Here is a 21,914-nt window from a genome sequence, read left to right on the forward strand (position 1 = left end):
AATATCTTTTGAAAGAGGTCATCTTTGCTCCACAAACGAAAACGGGAATACACGGTTTTCCAAGGACCAAAACGTTCCGGCCAATCACGCCAAGGAGCCCCTGTTTTTACTTTCCAAAGCATTCCATTCAGCATGACTCGATTGGGCTTCGAGGGTCTGCCTTCGCCTGTATTTTCGGGTGGCAATAGACCTTGGATCCGTTCCCAATCCTGGTCCTTGATTTCGTGGCGTCGTAGCATAATTTTACAGGCCTCCTCGTGATCTCGTCCCTGTAAAATTATGCTTCGGTTTCTTCTTTGAAGCAATAGATAGTTTTCAGACACGCCCTAGAGGAATTAACGGGTGTAAGCAAAAGTGTACTAAATCGAATAGAGCGTGGGAAAACGAAGCGGCTGGAATTTAAGAACTTGAAAGCTATATCCATAGCTTTACCTGAACACTATTCCGAGATTATGGAATGTTATCTTGAAGAAGAAAACCGGATCAATACTTTGATTGAAGTGCTCGAAGAGGTGACTACCTGTGAAGAGCGCTTATTGTTAGTTCCGAAAGTGGCGGTGCGCATATTGGAATTGCCCACTATCGAGACCGAAGAATCGCTTCAACGATTGTTCAGCTTTACTAAAACATTACACGATGATTCGCTGAAAGTAACACTCTATACGTTAATCATTAAGTATTCTAGAAAACGCGGAGTGCCACATTACGTAGCCAAAGGGTTGCTGCAAAAATATTTGATTGAAAGGAACGATTTGAAGCAACTGGAAGAATCGTTTCGGATGGGACAAGAAGTTCTTCATTATACCGACTTTTTATCACGCGAAGAGAAAATTACTTTTTACTTTAGAATGGCTTTGCATGCGAAAAACATAAATAAATACAATGAATGTATTGAACTTTGTGAGTTGGGTCTCCCTTTAGAGACAGAAGATACGGAACTAAAGGCAAGAGCATATCTGATGATGATAAATTCATTTTCGCAATTAAAAGACTACAATGCGGTTGAAAGACATCTAAACATATTTGAAAAGATGAGGAATGATTTTGTTGTCGTACCTGCCAAGGCTACTCGGGCCTTAACAAAAGCGAGAAAAAAAGAATATGATGTAGCAATACCCATGCTTCGGAAATATTTAGGGGAACTAGGGAAGGAATATAGCTTACATATTGCTGACGAACTTCTGGAGATCTATTTTCAATTAGGGGATCTTGAATCAATTGCTGAAATATTGGAGAAGGGGGAAGAATTATTACCTGAGCATCCACAAACACCACATAAATACATTACTATTGGAAGGTTCCATAGATTTAAAGGCTTCTATCAGCTTAGTAAAGGTTTGCTTGACGATGGAATAGAAAACTATGTTAAAGGTTTAAAGGCGTTCGGGAGTGTCAGCGCTATGAAAGAGAAAGACGACTGCTTGCAGGAATTGTTAACATATCACATAAAACTGTCGAAATCCTTGGAACTAAAGCATATAATGAAGTTGAAGGAGGCATATGAATAATAAGGTAAATAAACCATTTGATCGGAGGCGAAGTCAGTGAAGAAATTCATCTTGCTGATGGCTTTATCTTTGGCTGTGATTGGAACTATGTTTGTTGTTTCGCCAGATGCAAATCCGGGCCAAAAAATTTTGTACAATGATATTGATGGAGGGCATTAATTATTTTGTCATACGAAAATGAAATATGAAGGTCTTTGTGAACAGGTGATTATATGCCTGTTTTTTTATTTCCCAAAACAATCGTTGCACAAAATGGAATTATAAGGTTTTTGTGGGATGTATAATACAGTTGATTTGTGAAGTGACAAAATTACACTGGTTAAAAAAGGAGAGTTCCATATGACCATGTTAGCGAATAGAAAGGAGGCTTGCGCAACCCTAGGACTAGATCATTTAGATGATGGAGCATTACACAATTCCATGAAAAACATTCAGAGCCAAATGGAAGAGGCAGTACGGCAAGGCGCAAGCTTAACGAGCGAATATATCGTCCAACTGAGTCAACAATTAGACGGATATGTTGTTATAGCGCAAACTCGGAAAATGAGGTTAAACCGTTAACGTAACGTTCCGGGGTAGCATGATAACTCATATTCATGGAATATCAATTAGAGGTGAGGGTGTTGCGTATTGGCAGTAAGACGGGGATTGTTAGAGTGGTAGACGATTTCGGGAGAATCGTGATTCCTACGGAGGTCAGGCGTGTTTTGAATTTAAATCATAATACTCTTACTGAGTATTTCTTTGACGACGAGAGAAAAGCGATTATGGTTTGCAAATATCGTGCGAAAGAATGCTTATTCTGCTCCAACCCGGAGCAAATCCTGAATTTCAAAAGATTTTATATTTGCATCCCGTGTATCCAAAGCCTCCCGCCCCTTCAAGTCTTCCTCGAACGTTTGGAACGCGCGCGACCTGACGAGGATAATAAAACTCTTCCATCAAACAAAAAAGTGAAAGACGGCAAAGATACAACCTTGAATCGTTTGCATAAAGTGATGCAGGAAAACCCGGTAGCTTCGCAAAAAAATTAGCCGAAATGATAGGTGTCTCACCATCCAGGGTCAGTCAGTTGCTCAGGCATCATAATAGAGTATAAAATCGCGTAAAAAGATTAACCCCGCAACCTTTAAGTTAGCGGGGATTCCAATGCTCTACGGTATACTGATTGTGCATCTGTCATTCCCTCTGGTGGATTGGTCGCACAACCATCTTACGGAATGTACAGATGTTTTTCTATTTCTAACCAGCATAATCAATCGTAGCTTTCAAGCACTACGTTTGGTATCGAGCCTCTTTTTTAAATCCAAAGAAGTCCCTGCCACCGTTTTAAGCGGGGCAGGACTTCTAGATAAAAGCTCCCTACCTTCCACCCAATACATCTCCACTCCAATCGAAAATCATCGGCGGACCCTTCTCTTTTGGATTCCATCCTTGTTCGATGGCTTGAGAAATAATCGTCGCCACTTCCTTCGGCGTTACGACCTTTAAATTCAAGCTATCAGTATAAGGATACTCCACCCAATAATCATTGATGTCCGATTCAATATATATACGAAGCTTCCGCCCTTTTTCCTGCTTGTGTTCCGCCATGAGCACAATATATCCTTTTGAAGCTGTGGAGATGACCCAGCGGTATGGATCATTTCCTACAACGATTTTCCTGGAGCCTTTGTTTCTTAATGTCACCTGGTTCCCCTCCGTTCACCTAACCCTAATTCATCGATAAGAAAATCGCCTTGTTCGATTTTCATCGTTTGCTTCTCTTGACTAAAGTCCCATCCCTGCTCAATGGCATATTGAATCAAGCTGGCGCACGTATGCGGCCGATGCGGGTTGATGTCCCATGTGCCCTTCCACGAAAACCGCACTTCAAAAAAAGAAGTTTTCGATGAATACACTCTAAAGCCGACATCTTCATTGCGGGGAAATTGATTAATCACACAATGAAACAAAAAATCGTTTACCGTAATCTTTTTCGTGTCTTTCCCGAACGGTTTGTAAAAAGGCCTATCTCCGGCAGCCTTTTTGTAACTCAAACTTCCAATTAATACAACCACTTCGTGTAGCTCTCCTCTAGCATTTGATCCACTTGATCCGCCGTAAGCTCTATTTTGCCCTTGACATGAGCGGCGAGCATCTGTGCAGGAGAAGGCCGGTCGCCCTCCGGCAGCCAGGAGTCCGGCTTCCACAGCCCGGACCGCTTGAACGCTTTGGCACAGTGCATAAAGCACTCCTCCACCTCGACGCCGATGCCAATCAGCGGCTCCCGTCCGTTTACGGCGGTCAGCTTAAGCAGTTCCGGGTCGCGGGTAACACAGGCTTTGCCGTTCACGCGGAACGTTTCTTCCAAACCGGGGATGATGAAAATCAGGCCGATGTGCGGATTCGCGATAATGTTATGAATGGTGTCCATCCTGCGGTTGCCGAGGCGCTCCGGGATGAACAAATGCCGGTCGTCCAGCACATGCACGAACCCCGGCGCATCGCCGCGCGGCGAGACGTCGCAATGTCCCTCGGCGTCGGCCGTCGCGACAGCGATAAACGGCGCTTTGGCAATAAACGCTTTGCCGTGAGCGTCAAGCGCGTGGATAACTTTGTCCATCACCAGCTTGCTCGGTGCTCCTCCCAAGACCGGACGCAAGGCTTCCAACTGCTCTTCCGTTGTGATCCGTTCCCGAAATACATGCTCCATACCGCTCCACCTCGTTTCCAGAAATGCAAGCCATTGCAACACGTTCCAGCAAGTCAGGGTGAACCTTTCACGGTGATCCTCAGCCGGTCGTAAATCCGACCCTGGACGCTTTTTCATCGGAATGCCACAGCTGGGTGCGGCCTTTGCCAAGCTCCACATTCATCTCGCGCACAAGCTGCTCCACATCGACGGTATGCTCGTAATGCTTGCGCAGCGCCGCCGACACATACAGCTCGCCAAGCTGCGCGAAGGTGAACCCTTCTGTCGCTCTCGCCGCCACCGCCATCGCTTCGTCGTCGAGAAGCTCGTGCAGCCGCTTCAGCAGCAGATAGCTGCGGCGCTGCTCTTCATCCGGCAGTTTGATTTCGTATGCCCGGTCGAAACGGCCCGCCCGGTTCATCAGCGCCGGGTCGATTTTCTCCGGATAGTTCGTCGTCCCGATCAGGAAAATGCCCTCCTTCGAGGTCGCCCCGTCGAGCGTGTTCAGAAAATACGACCGCGCCGACTCCGGCATGGAATCGATATCTTCGATCACGAGCACCATCGGGGCCATGCGGACAGCCGCTTCGAACACCTCCTGGATCGAGTCGCTTGTCGTGTACTCGGTAATGTGCCAATAAGCGACCGGCGCGTCCACGCTACCCGCGATCGATTTGACCAAGGTCGTTTTGCCGTTGCCCGGCTTGCCGTACAGCAGAATGCCCCGCTTGTAGGGGAGGCCGTACGTTTGGAAAAAGTGGCGGTCCTGTGCAAAAAACTCGTCGATGGAACGGTAAATTTCCGTTTTCACGCCTTCGTTCATCACCACTTCGTCGCGCTTTACCCCGCGGGTCAAGGATTCGCGTTCGCGGTCCAGCCCATCGCGAGTATCCTTGAATACAGTCACCTGCTCCCGGTCGGACTGCCGCTGTCGGCGGGACATATCGGTCAGGAACTCGGCCAAGCCCGCGTCGGTTTCGGCCCATATAAAATCCTCGTTGGAAATTCCATGATGCCGGAACATTGGCACTCGCGCCATGGCAACCCGAAAACGCGGGTAGACGAAAATATTGTTGCGCAGCGACGGGAACATGCGCGGTCCTTCACTTTTCATCGCATCTCCGAAGGTGAAAGTGCGGGCCTCCACCGTATCGAAGACGGCGCAAAGCCGCTCAACCTCGGGATTGGCCGCCTGTATGTCTCTCTCCAATTGATCCCAAATATCTTGCCCGAAATCCTCTTGAACATAAAGCTGAAAACGTGCCCGGTATTGACTTTCCAGCCGGGCTTGGATCGACTGAATGACGAAGGCGTAATCGCTGTATTGGACGACCTCGACTCCCGGTATGCCGTCACCGGAAGCGGTAACGATCGGCTGCGGATGGTTTGCTTTTTCATTTATTTTAATAAGAGAACTCATAGTAGATGTATTTCCTCATTTCTTTATTATGTTTCGATTTAGATGCCCTTGATGCTAGCCAGCGGTTTGCATTTGGCGACGACGGACGCGAGTCCGGCTCCGACTACGCTATCGATAATCTGATCGACGTCCTTGTACGCCTGCGGCGATTCGTCGATGATCGACTCCAGCATGCGCTGGTTCACGACGATTTCGTCCGCCGTCCCGACGCGCAGCGATGATTCGAACTGATCAACGGTCACAAGCCGCTTCGTCGCGCTGCGTGAGCGAATCCGGCCGGCTCCGTGGCAGATCGAGTAATAGTTGTGCTCACCGCCAGGCTGACCGACCATCAAATACGATGAGGTGCCCATAGACCCGGGGATCAGGGCCGGATGACCGGTCGCCAGATACGACTCCGGATTGTCCGGATGCTGCGCCGGCAGCGCCCGCGTCGCCCCTTTGCGGTGCACGAATAAAGATGTGCCGTTGTGCGTTTCTTCCCAAGCGTAATTGTGCATCAGATCGTACAGCGTCGTCATTTCGAACTTCGAACCGAAGACGTCCCGGAACGCTTCCCGGATGGCGTAAGCGATCAGGTGCCGGTTCGTGACGGCATAGTTCAGCGCGGAATACATCAGATGGACGTAAGCCGCAGCCGCTTCGCTGTCCAGCGGGGCAAAAATCAGCCGCGGATCGGCCGTTCCCGTCCCCGTGCGGCGCATCCATTTGCCGATCTCGGAGCCGCCGTACTGGTTGACCGCGCCGCCCCAAGCCCGCGAGCCGGAGTGGATCATGACGATAATCTGACCGTCGCGCAGTCCCCATTTTTCGGCAATATCGCGGTTGTCCTCGTGAATCTCAATCGCCTGAATTTCGGCAAAATGATTCCCGCTCCCGAGCGTCCCAAGCTGTCGGTGCGACCGGTGCCAGTACATCTCAGGCAGACGATCCAAGTGGGACTCGTCAAAAGCGAACTTGCTGTTCTCCACATGCGTGAGCGACGTAGCTTTTTTCGGGGTGTAGCCGTCCGGGATGTACTTTTTGGGGAGACCGTGCAGCCCTTTGCGCAGCACATGCTCCAGCCGGATATCCGAGAAATGCCCGCGGGCATGCTCTTCGGAAGGTAATACCTTCTCGATTGCCTTAACCAGCTTGCGCCGCAGCTTTACCTCCTGCAGATCGTCCCGGTGCAGATTCGTCAGGTGAACGCGCATCCCGCAGCCGATATCGCTGCCGACAATCGATGGGGAAACGTAGCCGTTCGCAGCTTCCCACACCGCCGTCGTGCCGATACACGTACCGACGCCCACGTGCACGTCCGGCGTGTAGCTCATGTAGAGCCGGTTTGGAATTTGCAGATTGTTATTGGCCATGTCGAACACTTTGTAATCCAGCGCTTCGAACAGCCGGTCTCCGGCAAAGACGTGCAGATCGCCCGCCGGCAGCTGCACCTTGCGGTAATATTTTTCGTTTCGTTGTTGATCGTATTGTTGCTCGTTGAAAGTAAACATAAATGATGACAAACTTCCTTCCTGTTTCTATTATTCTGGTAAAAATGAATGCAAAAAGACCGTAAGCCATAAGCCTACGGTCGTCATGTCACGCGTATATGCGTACAAAAGCATGGAGCAAGCTCACAGCTCACTGCGCTACTCTTCATGCCGTTTGTTTTGATGTAAACGAAGGAACCTGCCGGAACGTACATGAAATTGAACGTGCCGGGGTTGCTTTCGCTTACGTCGGGCCCGTAGAGGCCGATGGAACGAATTCCGGTATGTGATTGTCGCTCAAATGATGGAACAACAAAATACTATAACAGATCATGTGAATCGGCCTCCTTTCTCCATTTAAGATATGGTTATCATACACGCGGAAGGGAAACTTTGTCAACCAAAAAAATAAGAGCAGCACCGGGCACGTGGGACATGCCGCTTGCGGCAGAGGCAGGGGACTTCGAGGAGTCCGAAGTTTTGATCGTTACTCCTTGTGCCACATTCCCTGCCTGACTGTTCATGTTTCATTACTTATTCGACAAGAAGGTATGATTTCCCTTACCATGATTACCCAATTTTTGGTTAAACTTATATCCTGAATCCGTGATCATGCTGTGGGCCTTGATCCCTGTATTGGTTTGTGGTTGAAATAAGGCATTGACAGTAAGTCCCATCCTCAACACGACTGTGGGGCCTTAACCCTGTATATGAGTTTTTGCCGGATCGGCGAATCATCCTTTCGCAGGCTTTCCTGCCCCATAATGCGAAGGAGATTGTATGCGAACATTCCCGCATGGAGCACCAAATCGTTGGTGTTAAATTTACCGGCAGGAAGACGCTCCAGATCCAAATCGGTTTTGATTTCACTGTGAAATTGTTCGCTTGTGCCATGGTCGCGGTACAGTTCGATCACCCGCCAAGGTGCGCATCGAAGCGATGTCCAGTATACATGTACCTGGATCTCCGGAAGGAGAAAGAGTTGACCGCCGCGGTCCATCGTTCGTTCAATGACACGAAACACTTGACGCAGCTTACTGTCAAATCCTTTTTGTGCAAATTCAATCGCGCCGACGTATTCCGTTTGGCCTTCCCGCTGCTCGCATGCGATTCCTTTTGTTTTCGCGATGGCTAGCCACGCCGCTCTTGGCGTTCAGAGCAAGCCAAGATAGCTTTTCATCACATCAGAGTGAGAGTGAAACGGGTTTTCAATGTCCTTAATGACGGAATGATTTAATCGTTTCGTCAATTGGGTATGAGCAAGCAGGGCACCGACTGTAACCAGCCCTGCGTGAGTGGTTAGAATAAGCTCTTTGGATCTTACGAATTGGATTTTCATCGGCGCACCTCGATGGTGAAGTAGAAATAGTAGTAGATATCCTACTTTTTCTCCATCAGATCAGCCATTTCCTTTATTTTTCTCGTATTATCAAGAAGCTAAGATCACGGATTCAGGCAGATGTTAGTTATGCAGATACTGTAAGAGCCGCTTGTAACCCTGAATAAGAAGTAAAGTGGGTTAGAGAGGCTCCCATAATATATATGGTATGATGGAACTTCTCTTTTAAGGGGGAGTTCCATCGGTTTTTTATTTAATTAACATTATGATACAATAATTAAGTAATAATGGGAGGAGGAGGAGAATTATGGACAGTGTTGTTATCTTTACTAATTTTAGACCAATATATATTTTCTTTATCATTATTCAAGCCATTTCATTGATAAACATCATATCCCAGATAAAACACCATAAACCAATTAATGGATATGCAATATTCAGTATCTCATTTATTTGTTCAGCAGTATCCGCTTTTTTAACGTATCAAATAGGTATTCTTTCTGATGAATTAGCAATCGGTGGCGATCCTGTTTCCTTTGATATGTTTATAGTAGTAGTGATAATGTCGGTAGTTAATTTTCTTGTTGTTCTCCGGAATACAAAAAAAGAATAAGCGGTTTTTTCTTACCAAAGGCGAACTCATTGTCATAAATTGGCATCCCCGCTGTTTGTCACAGTATCATTGACGACGAAGACAACCAAGGCTGATATTCCCCATTTTAATCCATGTGTTTGCGGGTGATGACAGCTACACTGGAACTACCCCTTGATCGGTCTTTCCCGTCGGTAGTCTGCGTTGGCTCCCGCGGTACTAGCACTCGTGTCTGTTCATCGGCGCCGCTGCCTTTTAGTGAGATAGCGAAAACTTTAACAATTTGTTACTTTAATAAAGAAACAAATCAAGCTCTCATTGTGACACAGATAGTAAATATTAAGTCAAAGGATGGTTGAAATATATTGCATGCCTCCATTTTCCGTCCCATCGCCACGAAGCTACTTTCGTAAATGATACGGCACCGTCGTAATGACAACGTCTTTGTGCCTAAAAAACCAGGAACGGAGAAGCAGCGCGCTTTGATTGTGCAGCATGTTGTGCCACCACCGTCTGGGAATAAACTGGGGCAGGATCAAATGAATACGGTCCGAGTGTCTTTCCCGTTCCTCCAGCATGCCGATATATTGGGAAATCGGAGACAACAGGGAGCGAAACTCTCCCCGGAGCGTCACCAATGGGAAGGGATTGCCCCACTCCTCCCATTTTTTCTTCATCTTCTCGATGGAGTCCTCGTCGAAACCGACGAACAGCGCAATAACATCGGTGTTCAAGCTTTTGGCGAAACAAACGGTGTGGTACACGACGCGGTGTACGCCGGAAACCAGTACGATCGTCCGCACGCGGTGAGCTTCCGGCTTCATCCGGGAAGGATCGATTCGCAGCTCCTCGGCGACTTGGTTGTAATGACGGCGAACCGCGACGGAAAACAAAATGATGACAGGGAGCACGATTAACACGATCCAAGCCCCGTCCACAAACTTCGTAATGGCGAAAATCATAGCAACAATCGCGGTAACGACCGCCCCGACCCCGTTGACCGCAAGCTTTGTTTTCCACAGCCGCCCTTTGACCTTCTTCCAGCGCATACAAAGACCGATTTGCGCAATCGTAAACGAAAGAAATACCCCGATGGCGTACAGAGGAATCAAGGCGTTGGTCTGCGCATGAAAGATTTCGATCAAAATAATGGCGACCCCAGCCAGTAAAATAATGCCGTTCGAGTAGCCCAGCCGATCTCCGCGGTTCGTCAGCGCTCGGGGCAAAAAGCCGTCGCTCGCCACAAGCGCCGACAGCTGCGGAAATCCCGTAAACGTGGAATTCGCAGCCAGAATCAGGACGATAAACGTCGACCAAATGATGATTTGGTACAGCGGTCCTTTTCCAAAATAGCTTTGGGCAAGCTGCGACAGCATCGTATTGGCGGGGTCAACCGTAATCCCCTTCACATACAGATGGTACGCAAAGCCAAGCAGCGTAACTCCCGTGATCGCCCCCAAGGCCAGGTACGTTTTGACGGCGCTTCTTTGTTTAGGGTCGCGGAAGATCGGCACCGCATTGGAAATGGTTTCGATCCCCGTCAAGGCGGAGCAAGCGGAACTGAACGCTTTGAGCACCAGCAGCAACGTCAGCCCTTGGGGAACGGTACCGAAGCTCGGCGTCTGGGGCTGGACAAAGCCGTGGCGGAATTCGTCAAGAAACCCGGCGGCAATTAACCACACCATACATCCCATAAAAAAGAACGTCGGCCAGGCGAAAATCGTCGCGGATTCCGCCACTCCCCGCAAATTCACCAACAGAAGCACGACCACGCATAAAACGGCAAGCGCCGTCTTATAAGGCCCGATGGCGGGATACGCCGAGGCCACGGCTTGGACGGCCGCGGAGACGGAAACGGCAACGGTCAAAATGTAATCGACCAGCAAAGAGGCGGAGGCTACGAGAGAAGGCAGCGGCCTTTTAAAATTGTCCTTCGCAATCGCGTATGCGCCGCCTCCGTTGGGATAAGCGAGAACCCCCATAATATAGGAGACAATCAAAATCGCGAGCAAAACGACCGTCGAGGCCGTAATCGGGAGAATGATCCATTTGGCATCCGGTCCGAGTCCGATGAGCTCCGTGATTCCGGATTCCGGGCCGTACGAAACGGATGAATATAAATCTGCGGAAAGGATCGGCAGCGCCATGATCCAGAACAGCTTGTTATGTTGAGCGTGCAGCTCCTTCAGGCGCATAGGGCGGCCGATAATGATCCGTTTGATGCTGATGAAGTTCAAGACGGCATACCACATGGTTACGATCACAATGGCGATAATGACGGCTTCGATGGCCAGAGTATGATGAATCATGCTACCCCACCTTTTGTGCGAATGATTTCCACTGCCTCGTCTATTTTCCCCGTTCGCCATTTTTTTACTACAAAACCATGTTTCCCTTCGGGCGGCAGCAAAAAAAGACATCGTCCTCATTTAGGAACGATGCCTTGGGTCAACGTGGCTTCCAACGGCGGTCCGCTTCGCACGGGCCGCTGCATCAGATACGGATACAGCAGAATCAAACCGCCGACATACAGCAGGAAAGCGAAATATGCGGGAAGCAGATGAATGAAATCGGTGTAGCCGATTTGAAAATGCACGCTAAGGCCCGCCAGAAAGCCGGGAAATCCGCCAAGCAGCAGCGTCCACCAGACCCAGCGCTGGCCTTGGCCGATCCCCCACAAAGCGATGATCAGCACGGCGAGGGCGTTCGAGAACAGAGCGCCTCCGAAGCCCGCCCGGTCGTGCGCGATCAGCGGGATCAAGCGCTCGTTGATGTCCGCGAGCATTTCCGCCGAAGCGCATAGATAAGCAAGGTCCGTCGGGACGAAGACGAAGGTGATTCCGATGCCTGCGATCACGACGCCGCCGACGGCAAGCGCGAAGCCGAGCGTGACGAACAGAAGCTGGCCCCATTGGGCGCGCCACCAGATCCGGTCGTTCGCCAGATTCGGCGGATCGTACGAAGGCCGGTCGGCCCGCGCCCGCATGGACAGGATGAACATCGGCAGCAGCACCGCCCCCGCCAGCGCATGCAGCGGGTCGAAATACCCGTACCCGAGGTACAGGAAAAAGCTGCTGAAGCCGACCAGACCCGAGGTCATCAAAGCCGTTTTCGTCCAATGCAGCCCTTTTCTCAGCCCGTGCCGGGCCAATTGGTAATACAAGATGCCGATAGAGATCATTGTTCCCGCCAGCGTTACCCGGTCGTGCGACATAAAGCCAAGCAGCCAGCGGTTCGCCTGTCCGAGCATCGTCTGATCCATGCCGAGAAACAACACATCGTACGGCAGCATGACCGTCGTCGCCGCGATGATCCAGGCCAAAATGCCGCCGATGACCATGCCGATGCCAAGCAGGCACATCCAGCCCCAATCCTGCCAAAAGGGTGCTTCCGGCGGACTCTCCGTTTCCCGCACCTTCTCGTAGATGAACGCCTCGTTGATCCGCTTCGGCAGCCCCGGCCCGGAATAGACAAGTCCGCTGTGAAGCTGCACGCAATCCGCTCCCGCTTCCACCGCCAGCAGCGCGTCCCGGGGCTCGTGGATGCCCCCGGCCAAAATGATCGTCAGCTCCGGCCCGGCAAGCTGCCGAAGCTGCTTCACCCGTTCCACGCCCGGCGCAAGGGCCTCCCGCCCGATGACGAAGCCCTCGGGCGTCCGCACGGCATCGCCCACGACGATGCCCTCCCATGCCGCCGCGTCGATCCGGCCGAGCAGCGCTTGCAGCCGTTCCGCCGGATCGTCCGGCGCCACATACAGCAGCAGCGGCTTCCCCGGGACTACCTCCCGGGACGCCTGCCGGACCGCGCTCAGATACGCTGCGGTTGCTTCCAGCGACCAGCCCGTATCGACGCTGTCGATATAGAACGCGGCGGCCCATGGGGCGAGCTGTTCCATCATCCGCCGCACCTCCACCTGCGCCTGTTCCGGCGATGCGCCCGGCATCGGCCGCAGCCGGAACATCAGCGGCAGCCGGTGCCCCTGCTTGCGCTGCATGCGCCGGACGAGCTTTTCCAGCCCTTCGTTCGCGCCGATGTTCGGATAGAGCAGCGCTTCGCCGGACACCTCCCTTCGAATCGGGCGGTCGTCCGTTACCTCCCGGACCGTCACCGGACCGATCTCGATAAATCCGAACCCGAATTGAGCCAGTGCCCGATGCGCCGTGCCGTGAACATCCAGTCCGCCGCTGAGGCCGACGGGATATTTCAGGCGCAGCCCCCCGCACGCTTCGCTTTCCAGAATCGGATGCGACTCCATATGCCCCAGCGTCTTGATGACCAGCGTCCCCCCAGGCAATCTGCTGAGCAGGCCCATGGCTCCCAACGTGAAATCTCTCGCCGTCTCGGCGGGCAGTCCGAACAATAACGGACGAAACAACGTCTGATACGACCAATCCGGCATCCTCTCACTCCCGTACTCCAATATCCATATGGTGCCATTGTATCACGCGCCACCAATCGAGCATAAAAAAAGCGGCCGAGTGCAAACATCCGCTGCCCGACCGCTACCCTTAACCTTTTGCCTCAACCGTCGTACGGCCTACTTCTTCGCATCCTTCCCTGCCTTCGCGGCGAGCTCCTGCAAATCCCGTCCCTGCAACGCGCCTTCGATCAACTCGGGAAGCAGATCCGGCGTGCAGCCGAAGCACGGGATGCCAAACTGCGCAAGCGTCTTAGCGACATGCTCGTCATACGACGGAACGCCGCTGTCCGATAGAGCCAGCAAGCAAAGCACCTGCACGCCCGCCTGCCGCATTTCTCTCATCCGGCGGATCAACGCGGACCGGTTCCCACCCTCGTACAAGTCGGAGATCACAATAAACAGCGTCTTCTTTGGCTCCGTGATGAACTGCTCGCAGTAGGCAACCGACTTATTGATGTCCGTCCCACCTCCGAGCTGAATGCCGAACAGCATATCGACGGGGTCGTCCGCGCACTGCTCCGTCAAATCGACGACCTCCGTATCGAACACGACGACACGGGTGTCAAGCGCCGGCAGGCTGGCGAAGATCGAGCCGACCACGGAGGCGTAAATGACGGAATCGGCCATCGATCCGCTCTGGTCGATATCCAGAATAACCGTCCATTCTTTGCTTCTGCGCGCACGGTCGAAGAAATAGAACCGCTCCGGGATCAGCCGTTTCGTTTCCGTATCGTAGTGCTTCAGATTGGCGCGGATGGTCTTTTTCCAATCCATCCCGGATAAGGACGGAAGCGGCGAATGCTTCCTGCGGTTTAAAGCGCCAGTGACCGCCTGACGGATCTCGTGCTCCAGCTTCTTGGAAATTTCCTCCACCACGGCTTTTACGAGCTGCCGGGCCGTGTCCTTCGTCTTCTCGGGAATTTTGCCGCGCAGCGCCATGAGCGTCGCGACCATGCGAATATCCGGCTTCACCTGCGCCAGCGATTCCGGTTCGAAAAGCAGCTGCGTCAGCCCTTTGCGCTCGATGGCGTCGGCTTGAATAACCGAGACGATGTCCGAAGGGAAAAAGGTGCGGATATCCGCAAGCCATTTCGCCACCTTGGGCGAAGAAGGGCCCAGCCCTGCGGAGCGCGGCCCCGAGGAGGCGTCGGATTCCAGCCCTGTACCCCCGGTGCCGTCGTAGATGGCTGCCAGTGCTTGGTCTAGAATTTGCGCCTCACTGTCCAGCAAGCACTCTCCTTGCGCGTACTCTGCGAGCTTTTCTTCGGATGCGTCTCCCAGAATCAGTCTCCATCGTTGCAACGCTTTATTTTGATCCGTCATGGTCTACAAATCCCCGAAATCAAAATCGTTAAGTTCATCCAGCTTCCCTCTTTCGTCTTCGCTTAGCGGCTCCTGCAGCTGCTCCGCAGCCCCCAGCCCGTCGAGGCCCCAAAGCACGCCCAGCGTTTCGGCAATCGCCGCTTTCTCCCTGGGCTCGAACGAGCCGAACGCCCTGCGCAAAAAGACCAGCGAACGCAGGAACGCCTCGTCCTCCAGCGACGCGATATATTCGTCGAGCTGCTGCCACAGCCCCGAGCGCGACAGCAGCGCATACCGGTTCCGCATCGACACGCCTTCGAACCAGCCCGCGCCAAGCTCCGCCGGAATTCCCGGCGACAACCGCCGCGATACTTCCTGCGAGCACTGTTCGGCAGAGATCAAATTCCGCTCCAGCAAGATGGCAAAAGCAAACCCGGACAGCTTCGCATTCCGGTCGTCCCGGGAAGCCAGCGCCCACAGCTCGGCAAGCCACCGCTCGTCGTCCACCTCTTCCGAATGCTCCTGCGAGATGCGATGCATCTCGTTCATCCCGGTCACCATGCCGCCTGCCGCTTCATCGCTGCACACGGCCGCGTCCACAAGAAGCAGCGTCCCCCGCAAAAACAACTGCTGAAGCAGCGGCACGAACGACGAGGTATCCACCTTGCGAATATCGCCGTAGCGGATCAATATCGATAATTCGTTGGCCGCGGCGGCGATCTGCGCGAAGTCTCCGGCATCGACGGCCAGCCGCTGCAAGGTGAGCCTCGCTTCTTCCATCGCCTCGGGAAGTCCGCATTGGCAGGCCAAGCGGATGATCCGGGAAGCTTCCGAGAGATCGGCGCACCCTTCGAGCCGCTCGTGCAGCACAAACGCTGCGGCAAGCTCCACCGTTTCCCCTTTGAGCGTCGATTCCACCGCTTGGATCTCCACCTCGGGGCTCCACTGGATCACCCAGTGCTCCGCCCAGGTCGCCGCGTTCTGCCGTACCTGCTGCTGCCGAGCAAAATCGATGCCGAGCAGCGCAAGCCGGTTCAAAAAGACGGACCGGTGCAGATCGAGAAACGCCGCCTCTTCGCTCTTAACCCGCCGGTTCTCCCGCAAATCCAGCTCCAGATCGGTAGCGACGGCAGACTTATACTTCTCCAGCTTCAGACGCTTCAGATGCCGGTTCAGATCGTCCTGAATCGGCGTCTGGCTGACCCCCTCGGGCAACGCGCCAATCGCCGTGCCGATATCTGCGCGGGCCAGCGCCTCGGCCACCGAGCCCAAGTCCCCGAACCCGAGACAGACAACGGCCGCATCCCGCAAGTCCCCCCAGGTTGGCATGCTGCCCCCGCGCAGCGAGGCGAGCGATTCGGCCAGCCGTACCCCCTCGATGACGGAAGCAGTGGAGCGATGCGTCCCGCTTTCCCGTAGGTACAAGGCCACTTGCGACAAGTAAAGCGACGGCAGTCTGGACGCGTCCTGCCGGTTCAAGCAATCCCACATCCGCTCGAAATAAGCCGGGGCCTGATTGCCCGCGCCGTAGCCGGATTGAACGGACAGCTTGTAGTACGAATAGGGCATCAACGTCAGCTTGGTGGACGAACGAGGCAGCTTGCGCAGCTCCTCGTCCGACATCGCAGGCAGCGTTAAATCCATCGCCGAGACGTGATGCGCCCCGGTCACGACCACGATGCGGTCCGATGGTCCGGCGGCGTCCAGCGCTTGCCGGATCTGCCGCCGCATGTAAGCTTCACGCACGGCGTTATAGGACGCTTCCCGCGGGTCATGCGCCCGCTCTTCCTGCTCCAGCAGCTCGCGCATTTCCGCAGAGAAACGTTCGATGGCGTGACGATACGCTTCTTTGCTCGGACTATTCTCGAAATGCCGCTCCCAGTAACTGTCGTAATCCGTCTCCCCGGCCAGCTCGGCAACCCGCTCATACAGCTCGTTCTGCCGCCGGTAAAAGGCTCTGCGTTCCGCCAGCGCATCCTGCTGGCCCGTTTGATCGTCCTCGCGATCCGTTTGTTCACCCTCCCGGTCCGATTCCTTCAGGCCCGCGCTTGCGCGTCTTGCCGCTTGCAGCGTCACCGCCGCATCGGAAGGAAGGTCAATGAACTCGGCGCGAACCCCGTTTTCCGCCGCCCATAGAAAAGCCTGGTATTCGGGAGAATACGAAGCCAAAGGGAATACGAGCGTACGAACCGGAAGCTGATCGGTATAAGCAAGAATCGCGATGGGCGGCACGACGCCGCGGGAAGCGATCTGCCCGATCAAGTCCCCCGCATCCGAAGGCCCTTCCACCAGCACGACCTGCGGCCGGATTTCATCCAGAAACGCCCGCAGATGAAAGGCGCCCGCCGGCGACAAATGGCGGATGCCAAACACATGGACTCTCCCGTCACTAGTGCTCAATCGTTCATCTCCCGGCATGCGCTGTACAGACTCCGCCATTCCGATCCCCGCTTTTTCATCACATTTTCCAAATATTCTTTCCAGGCAATACGGTCCTTCTCCTCATCCTTCACAATCGCGCCTTGCAGAGCGGCAGCCAAATCCTCCTCTTGAATCCGGCCGTTTCCGAAGCTGGCGGCAAGCGCCATGCTGTTCGTCAAAAGCGAGATCGCTTCCGCCGTCGAGATGACGCCGCTCGGCGATTTCAGCTTCTCCTTGCTGTCCAACGTTACCCCGGCGCGCAGCTCCCGGAAAATGGTAACGATCTTGCGCACCGCTTCTTCCTCCGGCAGCGCCGCCTGCAGCTCGTAGTTGGCGGCAATTTCGCCGATGCGTTTGCGCACGATCTCAACTTCCGTTTCCAGACCGGACGGCGACGGCAGCACCAGAATGTTGAACCGGCGCTTGAGCGCGGCGGACATTTCATTCACGCCCCGGTCCCGCGTGTTCGCCGTTGCGATGATCGAGAAGCCTCTGGTCGCCGACACCTCGCGGCCCAGCTCGGGGATGGAGATCGTTTTTTCGGATAAAATGGAAATCAGCGCATCCTGCACCTCAGAGGCGCAGCGGGAAATTTCCTCGAAACGGGCGATCCCGCCGCCCTCCATCGCCCGGTAAATCGGGCTCTTGAGCAGCGCTTCATCCGACGGGCCGTGCGCCAGGAGCATCGCATAGTTCCACGAATAGCGGACATGCTCCTCGCTCGTTCCGGCCGTTCCCTGAACAACCTTGGACGAGTCGCCGTGGATGGCGGCCGTCAAATTCTCGGAGAGCCACGATTTCGCCGTTCCCGGCTCCCCGATCAGCAGCAGCGCCCGGTCCGTCAGCAGCGTCGCGATAGCAATCTCTACCAGCCGCGTGTGGCCAATATATTTGGGCGTGATGTTCACGCCGCTTGCTTGTCCCCCGGTAATAAATGTAAGCACGGACCGCGGCGACAATTGCCAGCCCGCCGGCTTCGGATCTTGATCCGCATCCTTCAACGCTTCCAGTTCCTTGGCGTACAGCCGCTCCGCAGGTTGCCTCAATACATTTTGCTTTTGATCCATTCGATCCATTCCGCTCCTTTGCCTATTTCCGATTCATCGCTCGTTTTCGTTTTAAGCCGCTCCGCCACTTCAAGCACCTGCTGCTTCATGCTTTCGTAAGCGAGCTGGTGGGCGAACTTCTCCAGTCTTTCGGCATAGCTGCCGGGAAGCAGCGACATCATCACCAATTTTTCCAGACCCGAATAATAAAACTCCCGCTTGCCTTCCGAAGCTTCCAGCGCCTGCATCAGCAGCTCCGGGGTTTCTTCGTGCCCAATCTTGAACAAGGCGATGAACAGTGAGACCGTTCTCGACTTCATAAACTGCGGCGCCACCCGCACCTTTTTCAGCAAGTAATCGACGACCTTCGTGTCCGGCTCCCGGACGAACCGGCACACCAGCTCTTCTTCGTTAATGTCCACAAACAAATGTACCCAGCGGGGGTCCCACGAAACCGCGGACGAATCATCCGCTTCTCGATACACGGTCAGATACAGATCCTTGGTCAGATCGTAATGCAGCGTATGCAGTAGCTCTTTGGCCAGCGCCTGCTGCTTGTCGCGGCGAACCAGAGGAGCAAACTTGTCGTAAACCTCCTCCGGGGACAAGCAGTGAAGCGCCGCTTGAAAGCTGTACGAAATGTACTTTCCGCCCCACCGTCGGTACAGCGACTCCACAAACCGGTAGCTTTCCAGCCGCTTCATATCGAGCAGAAGTCGTATTGCATATGATTGTTCGGGCGCCATTTCTTTGACCATAAAAGCAGGCGAGGACACAAGCTTTTCCAAAAAGACGCGCACCGCCTCGTCGTTCTTTCCTTTCAGGCATTGCACCGCCACGGACAGCTGCTCCACCGCTTCCGTCTTCACGAAGCTTCCGTCAAAACCATTCAACCACGCTTCCGCTTGATCCAGTATCCGCTGGGTCAACGTAGGATGAAAGCAAGCCTGAATCGGTGCCACCGCAAGCTCGCGGTCCTTACCCATCAGCGCTTCGAACAACCGGTCGGCTGCCCGCCCGGTCCCCAGCCGGGATAAGGCCGACAAGGCGGCGCGGCGTATTTCTTTTTTCCGCTCGTACGACTTCTCCAGCACAACGTCCTCCAGCTCGGGGTAGTCCCCGAGAATGTCCACGGCCGCTATGCGGACTTCGGCCGAGCCTTCGCCGGCCGCCTGCAGGATCAGTCCGGCAATCGTCGGCCCTTGCAGACGATGGATCAAAGACAGCTTGCGGGCGTCCCCTTTGCCTCCCTGAAGGTTCAACTGCCGGTATAGTATCGGTACGACCGCAGGCCCGATGGACGGAATAACTTCATCGTGCATAAACTCGGCAATTTCCGTGTACCCGTCTTCCAAAGCAGCGACCGCGGGTATATGCGTCCGAAAATCTTGAAACAACGAGTCTTCGTACCCTTGGCGAATCACTTCCAAGCGGCCGGGCCCGCGTTCTGTCAAAGCCTCGATGAGAGTCTTCATTTTCCGGTACGGGACGGCTGTTACCCCGCGCGTATCCGTCACTTGAACGTCCTCCAGCGTCCCCTGCGCCTCCGTCCGTCCTTGGGTATACAGAATGGAGTGCAATAGGGTGCCGAGCTCCAGCAGTTTGACGGAGGCCTGCTCGGGCTTGGCTTCCGTTACGAGCTGCACGGCATCGGCCAGCCGGTTGAACACCGGCGCGTTCTCTCCGAGCTTGCGCAGCTGAGGCAGCAACCGGCTTAGCCGGAGGTCGCCCGTGGCGACAGAACTACCGGCGATATATAATCGGCGTACTTCTTGATGCAGATCGGTAAGCACCTGTAAGCTCATGTGATGTTCACGCCGCCCACTTGTCTACCGGTAATAAACGTAAGCACGGACCGCGGCGACAATTGCCAGCCCGCCGGCAGCCTCAATTCATTTTGCTTTTGATACATTCGATCCATTCCGCTCCTTTGCCTGTTTCCGATTCATCGCTCGTTTTCGTTTTAAGCCGCTCCGCCAATTCAAGCACCTGCTGCTTCATGCTTTCGTAAGCGAGCTGGTGGGCAAACTTCTCCAGCCTTTCGGCATAACTGCCGGGAAGCAGCGACATCAACGCCAATTTTTCCTCCCTGCCCGAATAATAAAAGTCCCAAAACTCCCGCGTGCCTACCGAAGCTTCCAGCGCCTGCATAAGCAGCTCCGGGGTTTCTTGGTGCCCGATCTTGAACAAGGTAAAGAACAGCGAGAGCGTTCTCCACTTCATCTGCGACGGCGCCACCCGCACCTTTTTCAGCAAGTAATCGACGACTTTCGTGTCCGGCTCCCGGACGAACTGGCACACCAGCTCTTCTTCGTCGATGTCCACAAACAAATGCACCCAGCGGGGGTCCCACGAAACCGCGGACGAATCATCCGCTTCTCGATACACGGTCAGATACGGTGCCTCATCCTTGGTCAAATCGTGCAGCGTACGCAGCAGCTCTTTGGCTACCGCCTGCTCTTTGGCGCGGCGAATCAGAGGATCGAACTTGTCGTAAACCTCCTCCGGGGACAAGCAGTGAAGCGCCGCTTGAAAGCTGTACGAAATGTGCTTTCCGCCCCACCGCCGGTACAGCGACTCCACAAACTGGTAGCTTTCCGGCTGCTGCATATCGAGCAGAAGCTGTGCCGCGTATTGTTGAACGGCCGTCGTTTTTTTGACCATAAAAGCAGGCGAGCACAGCAGCTTTTCCAAAAAAACGCGCACCGCCTCGTCGTTCTTTCCTTTCAGGCATTGCATCGCCACGGACAACTGCTCCACCGCTTCCGTCATCACGTAGCTTCCGTCAAAATCAGCCAGCCACACTTCCGCTTGATCCAGTATCCGCTGGGTCAACGTAGGGTGAAAGCAACCTTGAATCGGTGCCACCGCAACCTCGCGATCCTTGCCCATCAGTGCCTCGAACAACCGGTCGGCCGCCCTTCCGGTCCCCAGCCGGGATAAAACCGACAAGGCGGCGCGGCGTATTTCTTTTCTTCGCTCGTACGACTTCTCCAGCACGACCTCCTCCATCTCGGGATAGTCTCCGAGAATGTCTACGGCCGCTATGCGGACTTCGGTCGAGCCTTCGCCGGCCGCCTTCAGAATTAACTCGGCATTCGCCGGCCCTTGCAGACGATGGATCAAAGACAGCTTGCGGGCATCCCCTTTGCCTCCCTGAAGGTTCAACTGCCGGTGTAGTACCGGTATGACCGCAGGCCCGATGGACGGAATAACTTCATCGTGTATAAACTCGGCAATTTCCACGTACCCGTCTTCCAAAGCGGCGACCGCGGGCATATGCGTCCGAAAATCTTGAAACAACGAGTCTTCGTACCCTTGGCGAATCACTTCCAAGCGGCCGGGCCCGCGTTCTGTCAAAGCCTCGATGAGAGCCTTCATTTTCCGGTACGGGACGGCTGTTACCCCGCGCGCATCCGTCACTTGAACGTCCTCCAGCGTCCCCTGCGCCTCCGTCCGTCCTTGGGTATACAGAATGGAGTGCAGCAGGGTGCCGAGCTCCAACAGTTTGACGGAGGCTTGCTCGGGCTTGGCTTCCGTTACGAGCTCTACGGCATCGGCCAGCCGGTTGAACACCGGCGCGTTCTCTCCAAGCTTGCGCAGCTGAGGCAGCAAGCGGGTTAGCCGCAGGTCGCCCGTGGCGACGGAACTGCCGGCGATATACAACCGGCGTACTTCTTGATGCAGATCGGTAAGCACCTGTAAGCTCATGGATTCTCT

19 protein-coding genes are annotated in these 21,914 nt (G+C 54.0%); 6 read left to right on the plus strand and 13 right to left on the minus strand.

The features are described 5' to 3' along the window. On the minus strand, positions 1-239 hold a 239-nt coding region (locus BLO51_RS15295; RefSeq protein WP_143006897.1), incomplete at its 3' end, for a transposase. A gap of 168 nt (positions 240-407) precedes the next feature. Here BLO51_RS15295 and BLO51_RS15300 point away from each other — a divergent pair. The 4 genes from BLO51_RS15300 to BLO51_RS15310 all read left to right on the plus strand — a co-directional run bounded on the left by BLO51_RS15300 (position 408) and on the right by BLO51_RS15310 (position 2,542). Continuing rightward, positions 408-1,508, plus strand: coding sequence for a tetratricopeptide repeat protein (locus tag BLO51_RS15300; RefSeq protein WP_090673244.1), 1,101 nt, complete (start codon positions 408-410; stop codon positions 1,506-1,508). 36 nt (positions 1,509-1,544) lie between these two features. Further along, positions 1,545-1,667 (plus strand): hypothetical protein, encoded by a 123-nt coding sequence (locus BLO51_RS30830; RefSeq protein WP_281180366.1) that lies wholly within the window; start codon positions 1,545-1,547, stop codon positions 1,665-1,667. A gap of 180 nt (positions 1,668-1,847) precedes the next feature. Then, on the plus strand, positions 1,848-2,069 hold the full coding sequence (locus BLO51_RS15305; protein ID WP_090673246.1) for a Spo0E family sporulation regulatory protein-aspartic acid phosphatase: 222 nt from the start codon (positions 1,848-1,850) through the stop codon (positions 2,067-2,069). Between the two features lie 35 nt (positions 2,070-2,104). Further along, complete coding sequence (locus tag BLO51_RS15310) at positions 2,105-2,542, plus strand: AbrB/MazE/SpoVT family DNA-binding domain-containing protein (RefSeq protein ID WP_245719679.1); 438 nt, start codon at positions 2,105-2,107, stop codon at positions 2,540-2,542. 328 nt (positions 2,543-2,870) lie between these two features. Here the strand turns inward: BLO51_RS15310 and BLO51_RS15315 are convergent, their stop codons facing one another. The 5 genes from BLO51_RS15315 to BLO51_RS15335 form a co-directional block, all read right to left on the minus strand. Then, complete coding sequence (locus BLO51_RS15315; protein WP_090673248.1) at positions 2,871-3,197, minus strand: hypothetical protein; 327 nt, start codon at positions 3,195-3,197, stop codon at positions 2,871-2,873. Then, positions 3,194-3,568 (minus strand): hypothetical protein, encoded by a 375-nt coding sequence (locus tag BLO51_RS15320; RefSeq protein ID WP_245719680.1) that lies wholly within the window; start codon positions 3,566-3,568, stop codon positions 3,194-3,196. The genes BLO51_RS15315 and BLO51_RS15320 overlap by 4 nt, the downstream gene beginning before the upstream one ends. Beyond that, a complete protein-coding gene (locus tag BLO51_RS15325) occupies positions 3,556-4,203 on the minus strand; it encodes a pyridoxamine 5'-phosphate oxidase family protein (protein ID WP_090673250.1) in 648 nt (215 codons plus the stop codon). Before BLO51_RS15325 ends, BLO51_RS15320 begins: the two co-directional genes overlap by 13 nt. A gap of 79 nt (positions 4,204-4,282) precedes the next feature. After that, positions 4,283-5,602 (minus strand): AAA family ATPase, encoded by a 1,320-nt coding sequence (locus BLO51_RS15330; protein WP_090673252.1) that lies wholly within the window; start codon positions 5,600-5,602, stop codon positions 4,283-4,285. Positions 5,603-5,640: 38 nt separating this feature from the next. Further along, positions 5,641-7,095, minus strand: coding sequence for an RtcB family protein (locus BLO51_RS15335; protein ID WP_090673254.1), 1,455 nt, complete (start codon positions 7,093-7,095; stop codon positions 5,641-5,643). Between the two features lie 931 nt (positions 7,096-8,026). Between BLO51_RS15335 and BLO51_RS30360 the strand changes: the two genes are divergently transcribed. Together BLO51_RS30360 and BLO51_RS15345 are read left to right on the plus strand one after the other, a co-directional pair. Further along, positions 8,027-8,209: a hypothetical protein gene (locus BLO51_RS30360; protein WP_245719681.1), complete on the plus strand. Its 183-nt coding sequence runs from the start codon at positions 8,027-8,029 to the stop codon at positions 8,207-8,209. A gap of 511 nt (positions 8,210-8,720) precedes the next feature. Further along, positions 8,721-9,026 carry a hypothetical protein gene (locus tag BLO51_RS15345; protein WP_090673256.1) on the plus strand — a complete coding sequence of 102 codons (306 nt, stop codon included), beginning with the start codon at positions 8,721-8,723 and terminating at the stop codon, positions 9,024-9,026. A 380-nt stretch (positions 9,027-9,406) separates the two neighbouring features. Here BLO51_RS15345 and BLO51_RS15350 read toward each other — a convergent pair whose 3' ends face one another. From BLO51_RS15350 to BLO51_RS15380, 7 genes are all read right to left on the minus strand, one after another. Next, positions 9,407-11,314, minus strand: coding sequence for an APC family permease (locus BLO51_RS15350; RefSeq protein ID WP_090673258.1), 1,908 nt, complete (start codon positions 11,312-11,314; stop codon positions 9,407-9,409). 116 nt (positions 11,315-11,430) lie between these two features. Further along, positions 11,431-13,404, minus strand: a complete 1,974-nt coding sequence (locus BLO51_RS15355; RefSeq protein WP_090673260.1) for a dihydroorotate dehydrogenase — start codon at positions 13,402-13,404, stop codon at positions 11,431-11,433. A gap of 138 nt (positions 13,405-13,542) precedes the next feature. After that, positions 13,543-14,748, minus strand: coding sequence for a VWA domain-containing protein (locus BLO51_RS15360; protein WP_090673262.1), 1,206 nt, complete (start codon positions 14,746-14,748; stop codon positions 13,543-13,545). A 3-nt stretch (positions 14,749-14,751) separates the two neighbouring features. Next, positions 14,752-17,145, minus strand: coding sequence for a DUF5682 family protein (locus BLO51_RS15365; protein WP_090673264.1), 2,394 nt, complete (start codon positions 17,143-17,145; stop codon positions 14,752-14,754). Further along, positions 17,124-18,215, minus strand: coding sequence for an AAA family ATPase (locus BLO51_RS15370; RefSeq protein ID WP_090673266.1), 1,092 nt, complete (start codon positions 18,213-18,215; stop codon positions 17,124-17,126). The genes BLO51_RS15365 and BLO51_RS15370 overlap by 22 nt, the downstream gene beginning before the upstream one ends. Further along, positions 18,191-19,999 (minus strand): HEAT repeat domain-containing protein, encoded by a 1,809-nt coding sequence (locus BLO51_RS15375; protein WP_090673268.1) that lies wholly within the window; start codon positions 19,997-19,999, stop codon positions 18,191-18,193. The genes BLO51_RS15370 and BLO51_RS15375 overlap by 25 nt, the downstream gene beginning before the upstream one ends. An 82-nt stretch (positions 20,000-20,081) precedes the next feature. Then, a complete protein-coding gene (locus BLO51_RS15380) occupies positions 20,082-21,905 on the minus strand; it encodes a HEAT repeat domain-containing protein (protein WP_090673270.1) in 1,824 nt (607 codons plus the stop codon). Positions 21,906-21,914: the final 9 nt, after the last annotated feature.

It is taken from the genome of Paenibacillus tianmuensis, assembly GCF_900100345.1.
Lineage (GTDB): Bacteria > Bacillota > Bacilli > Paenibacillales > NBRC-103111 > Paenibacillus_G > Paenibacillus_G tianmuensis.

What these genes read in the sequence shown, in the direction of transcription:
- BLO51_RS15330 (WP_090673252.1), bottom strand. Translation starts at nt 5,602, where the DNA reads ATGAGTTCTCTTATTAAAATAAATGAAAAAGCAAACCATCCGCAGCCG.
- BLO51_RS15380 (WP_090673270.1), bottom strand. Translation starts at nt 21,905, where the DNA reads ATGAGCTTACAGGTGCTTACCGATCTGCATCAAGAAGTACGCCGGTTG.
- BLO51_RS15345 (WP_090673256.1), top strand. Translation starts at nt 8,721, where the DNA reads ATGGACAGTGTTGTTATCTTTACTAATTTTAGACCAATATATATTTTC.
- BLO51_RS15365 (WP_090673264.1), bottom strand. Translation starts at nt 17,145, where the DNA reads ATGCCGGGAGATGAACGATTGAGCACTAGTGACGGGAGAGTCCATGTG.
- BLO51_RS15325 (WP_090673250.1), bottom strand. Translation starts at nt 4,203, where the DNA reads ATGGAGCATGTATTTCGGGAACGGATCACAACGGAAGAGCAGTTGGAA.
- BLO51_RS15370 (WP_090673266.1), bottom strand. Translation starts at nt 18,215, where the DNA reads ATGGATCAAAAGCAAAATGTATTGAGGCAACCTGCGGAGCGGCTGTAC.
- BLO51_RS15355 (WP_090673260.1), bottom strand. Translation starts at nt 13,404, where the DNA reads ATGCCGGATTGGTCGTATCAGACGTTGTTTCGTCCGTTATTGTTCGGA.
- BLO51_RS15375 (WP_090673268.1), bottom strand. Translation starts at nt 19,999, where the DNA reads ATGAGCTTACAGGTGCTTACCGATCTGCATCAAGAAGTACGCCGATTA.
- BLO51_RS15305 (WP_090673246.1), top strand. Translation starts at nt 1,848, where the DNA reads ATGACCATGTTAGCGAATAGAAAGGAGGCTTGCGCAACCCTAGGACTA.
- BLO51_RS15360 (WP_090673262.1), bottom strand. Translation starts at nt 14,748, where the DNA reads ATGACGGATCAAAATAAAGCGTTGCAACGATGGAGACTGATTCTGGGA.
- BLO51_RS15310 (WP_245719679.1), top strand. Translation starts at nt 2,105, where the DNA reads ATGGAATATCAATTAGAGGTGAGGGTGTTGCGTATTGGCAGTAAGACG.
- BLO51_RS30360 (WP_245719681.1), top strand. Translation starts at nt 8,027, where the DNA reads ATGTACCTGGATCTCCGGAAGGAGAAAGAGTTGACCGCCGCGGTCCAT.
- BLO51_RS15335 (WP_090673254.1), bottom strand. Translation starts at nt 7,095, where the DNA reads ATGTTTACTTTCAACGAGCAACAATACGATCAACAACGAAACGAAAAA.
- BLO51_RS15350 (WP_090673258.1), bottom strand. Translation starts at nt 11,314, where the DNA reads ATGATTCATCATACTCTGGCCATCGAAGCCGTCATTATCGCCATTGTG.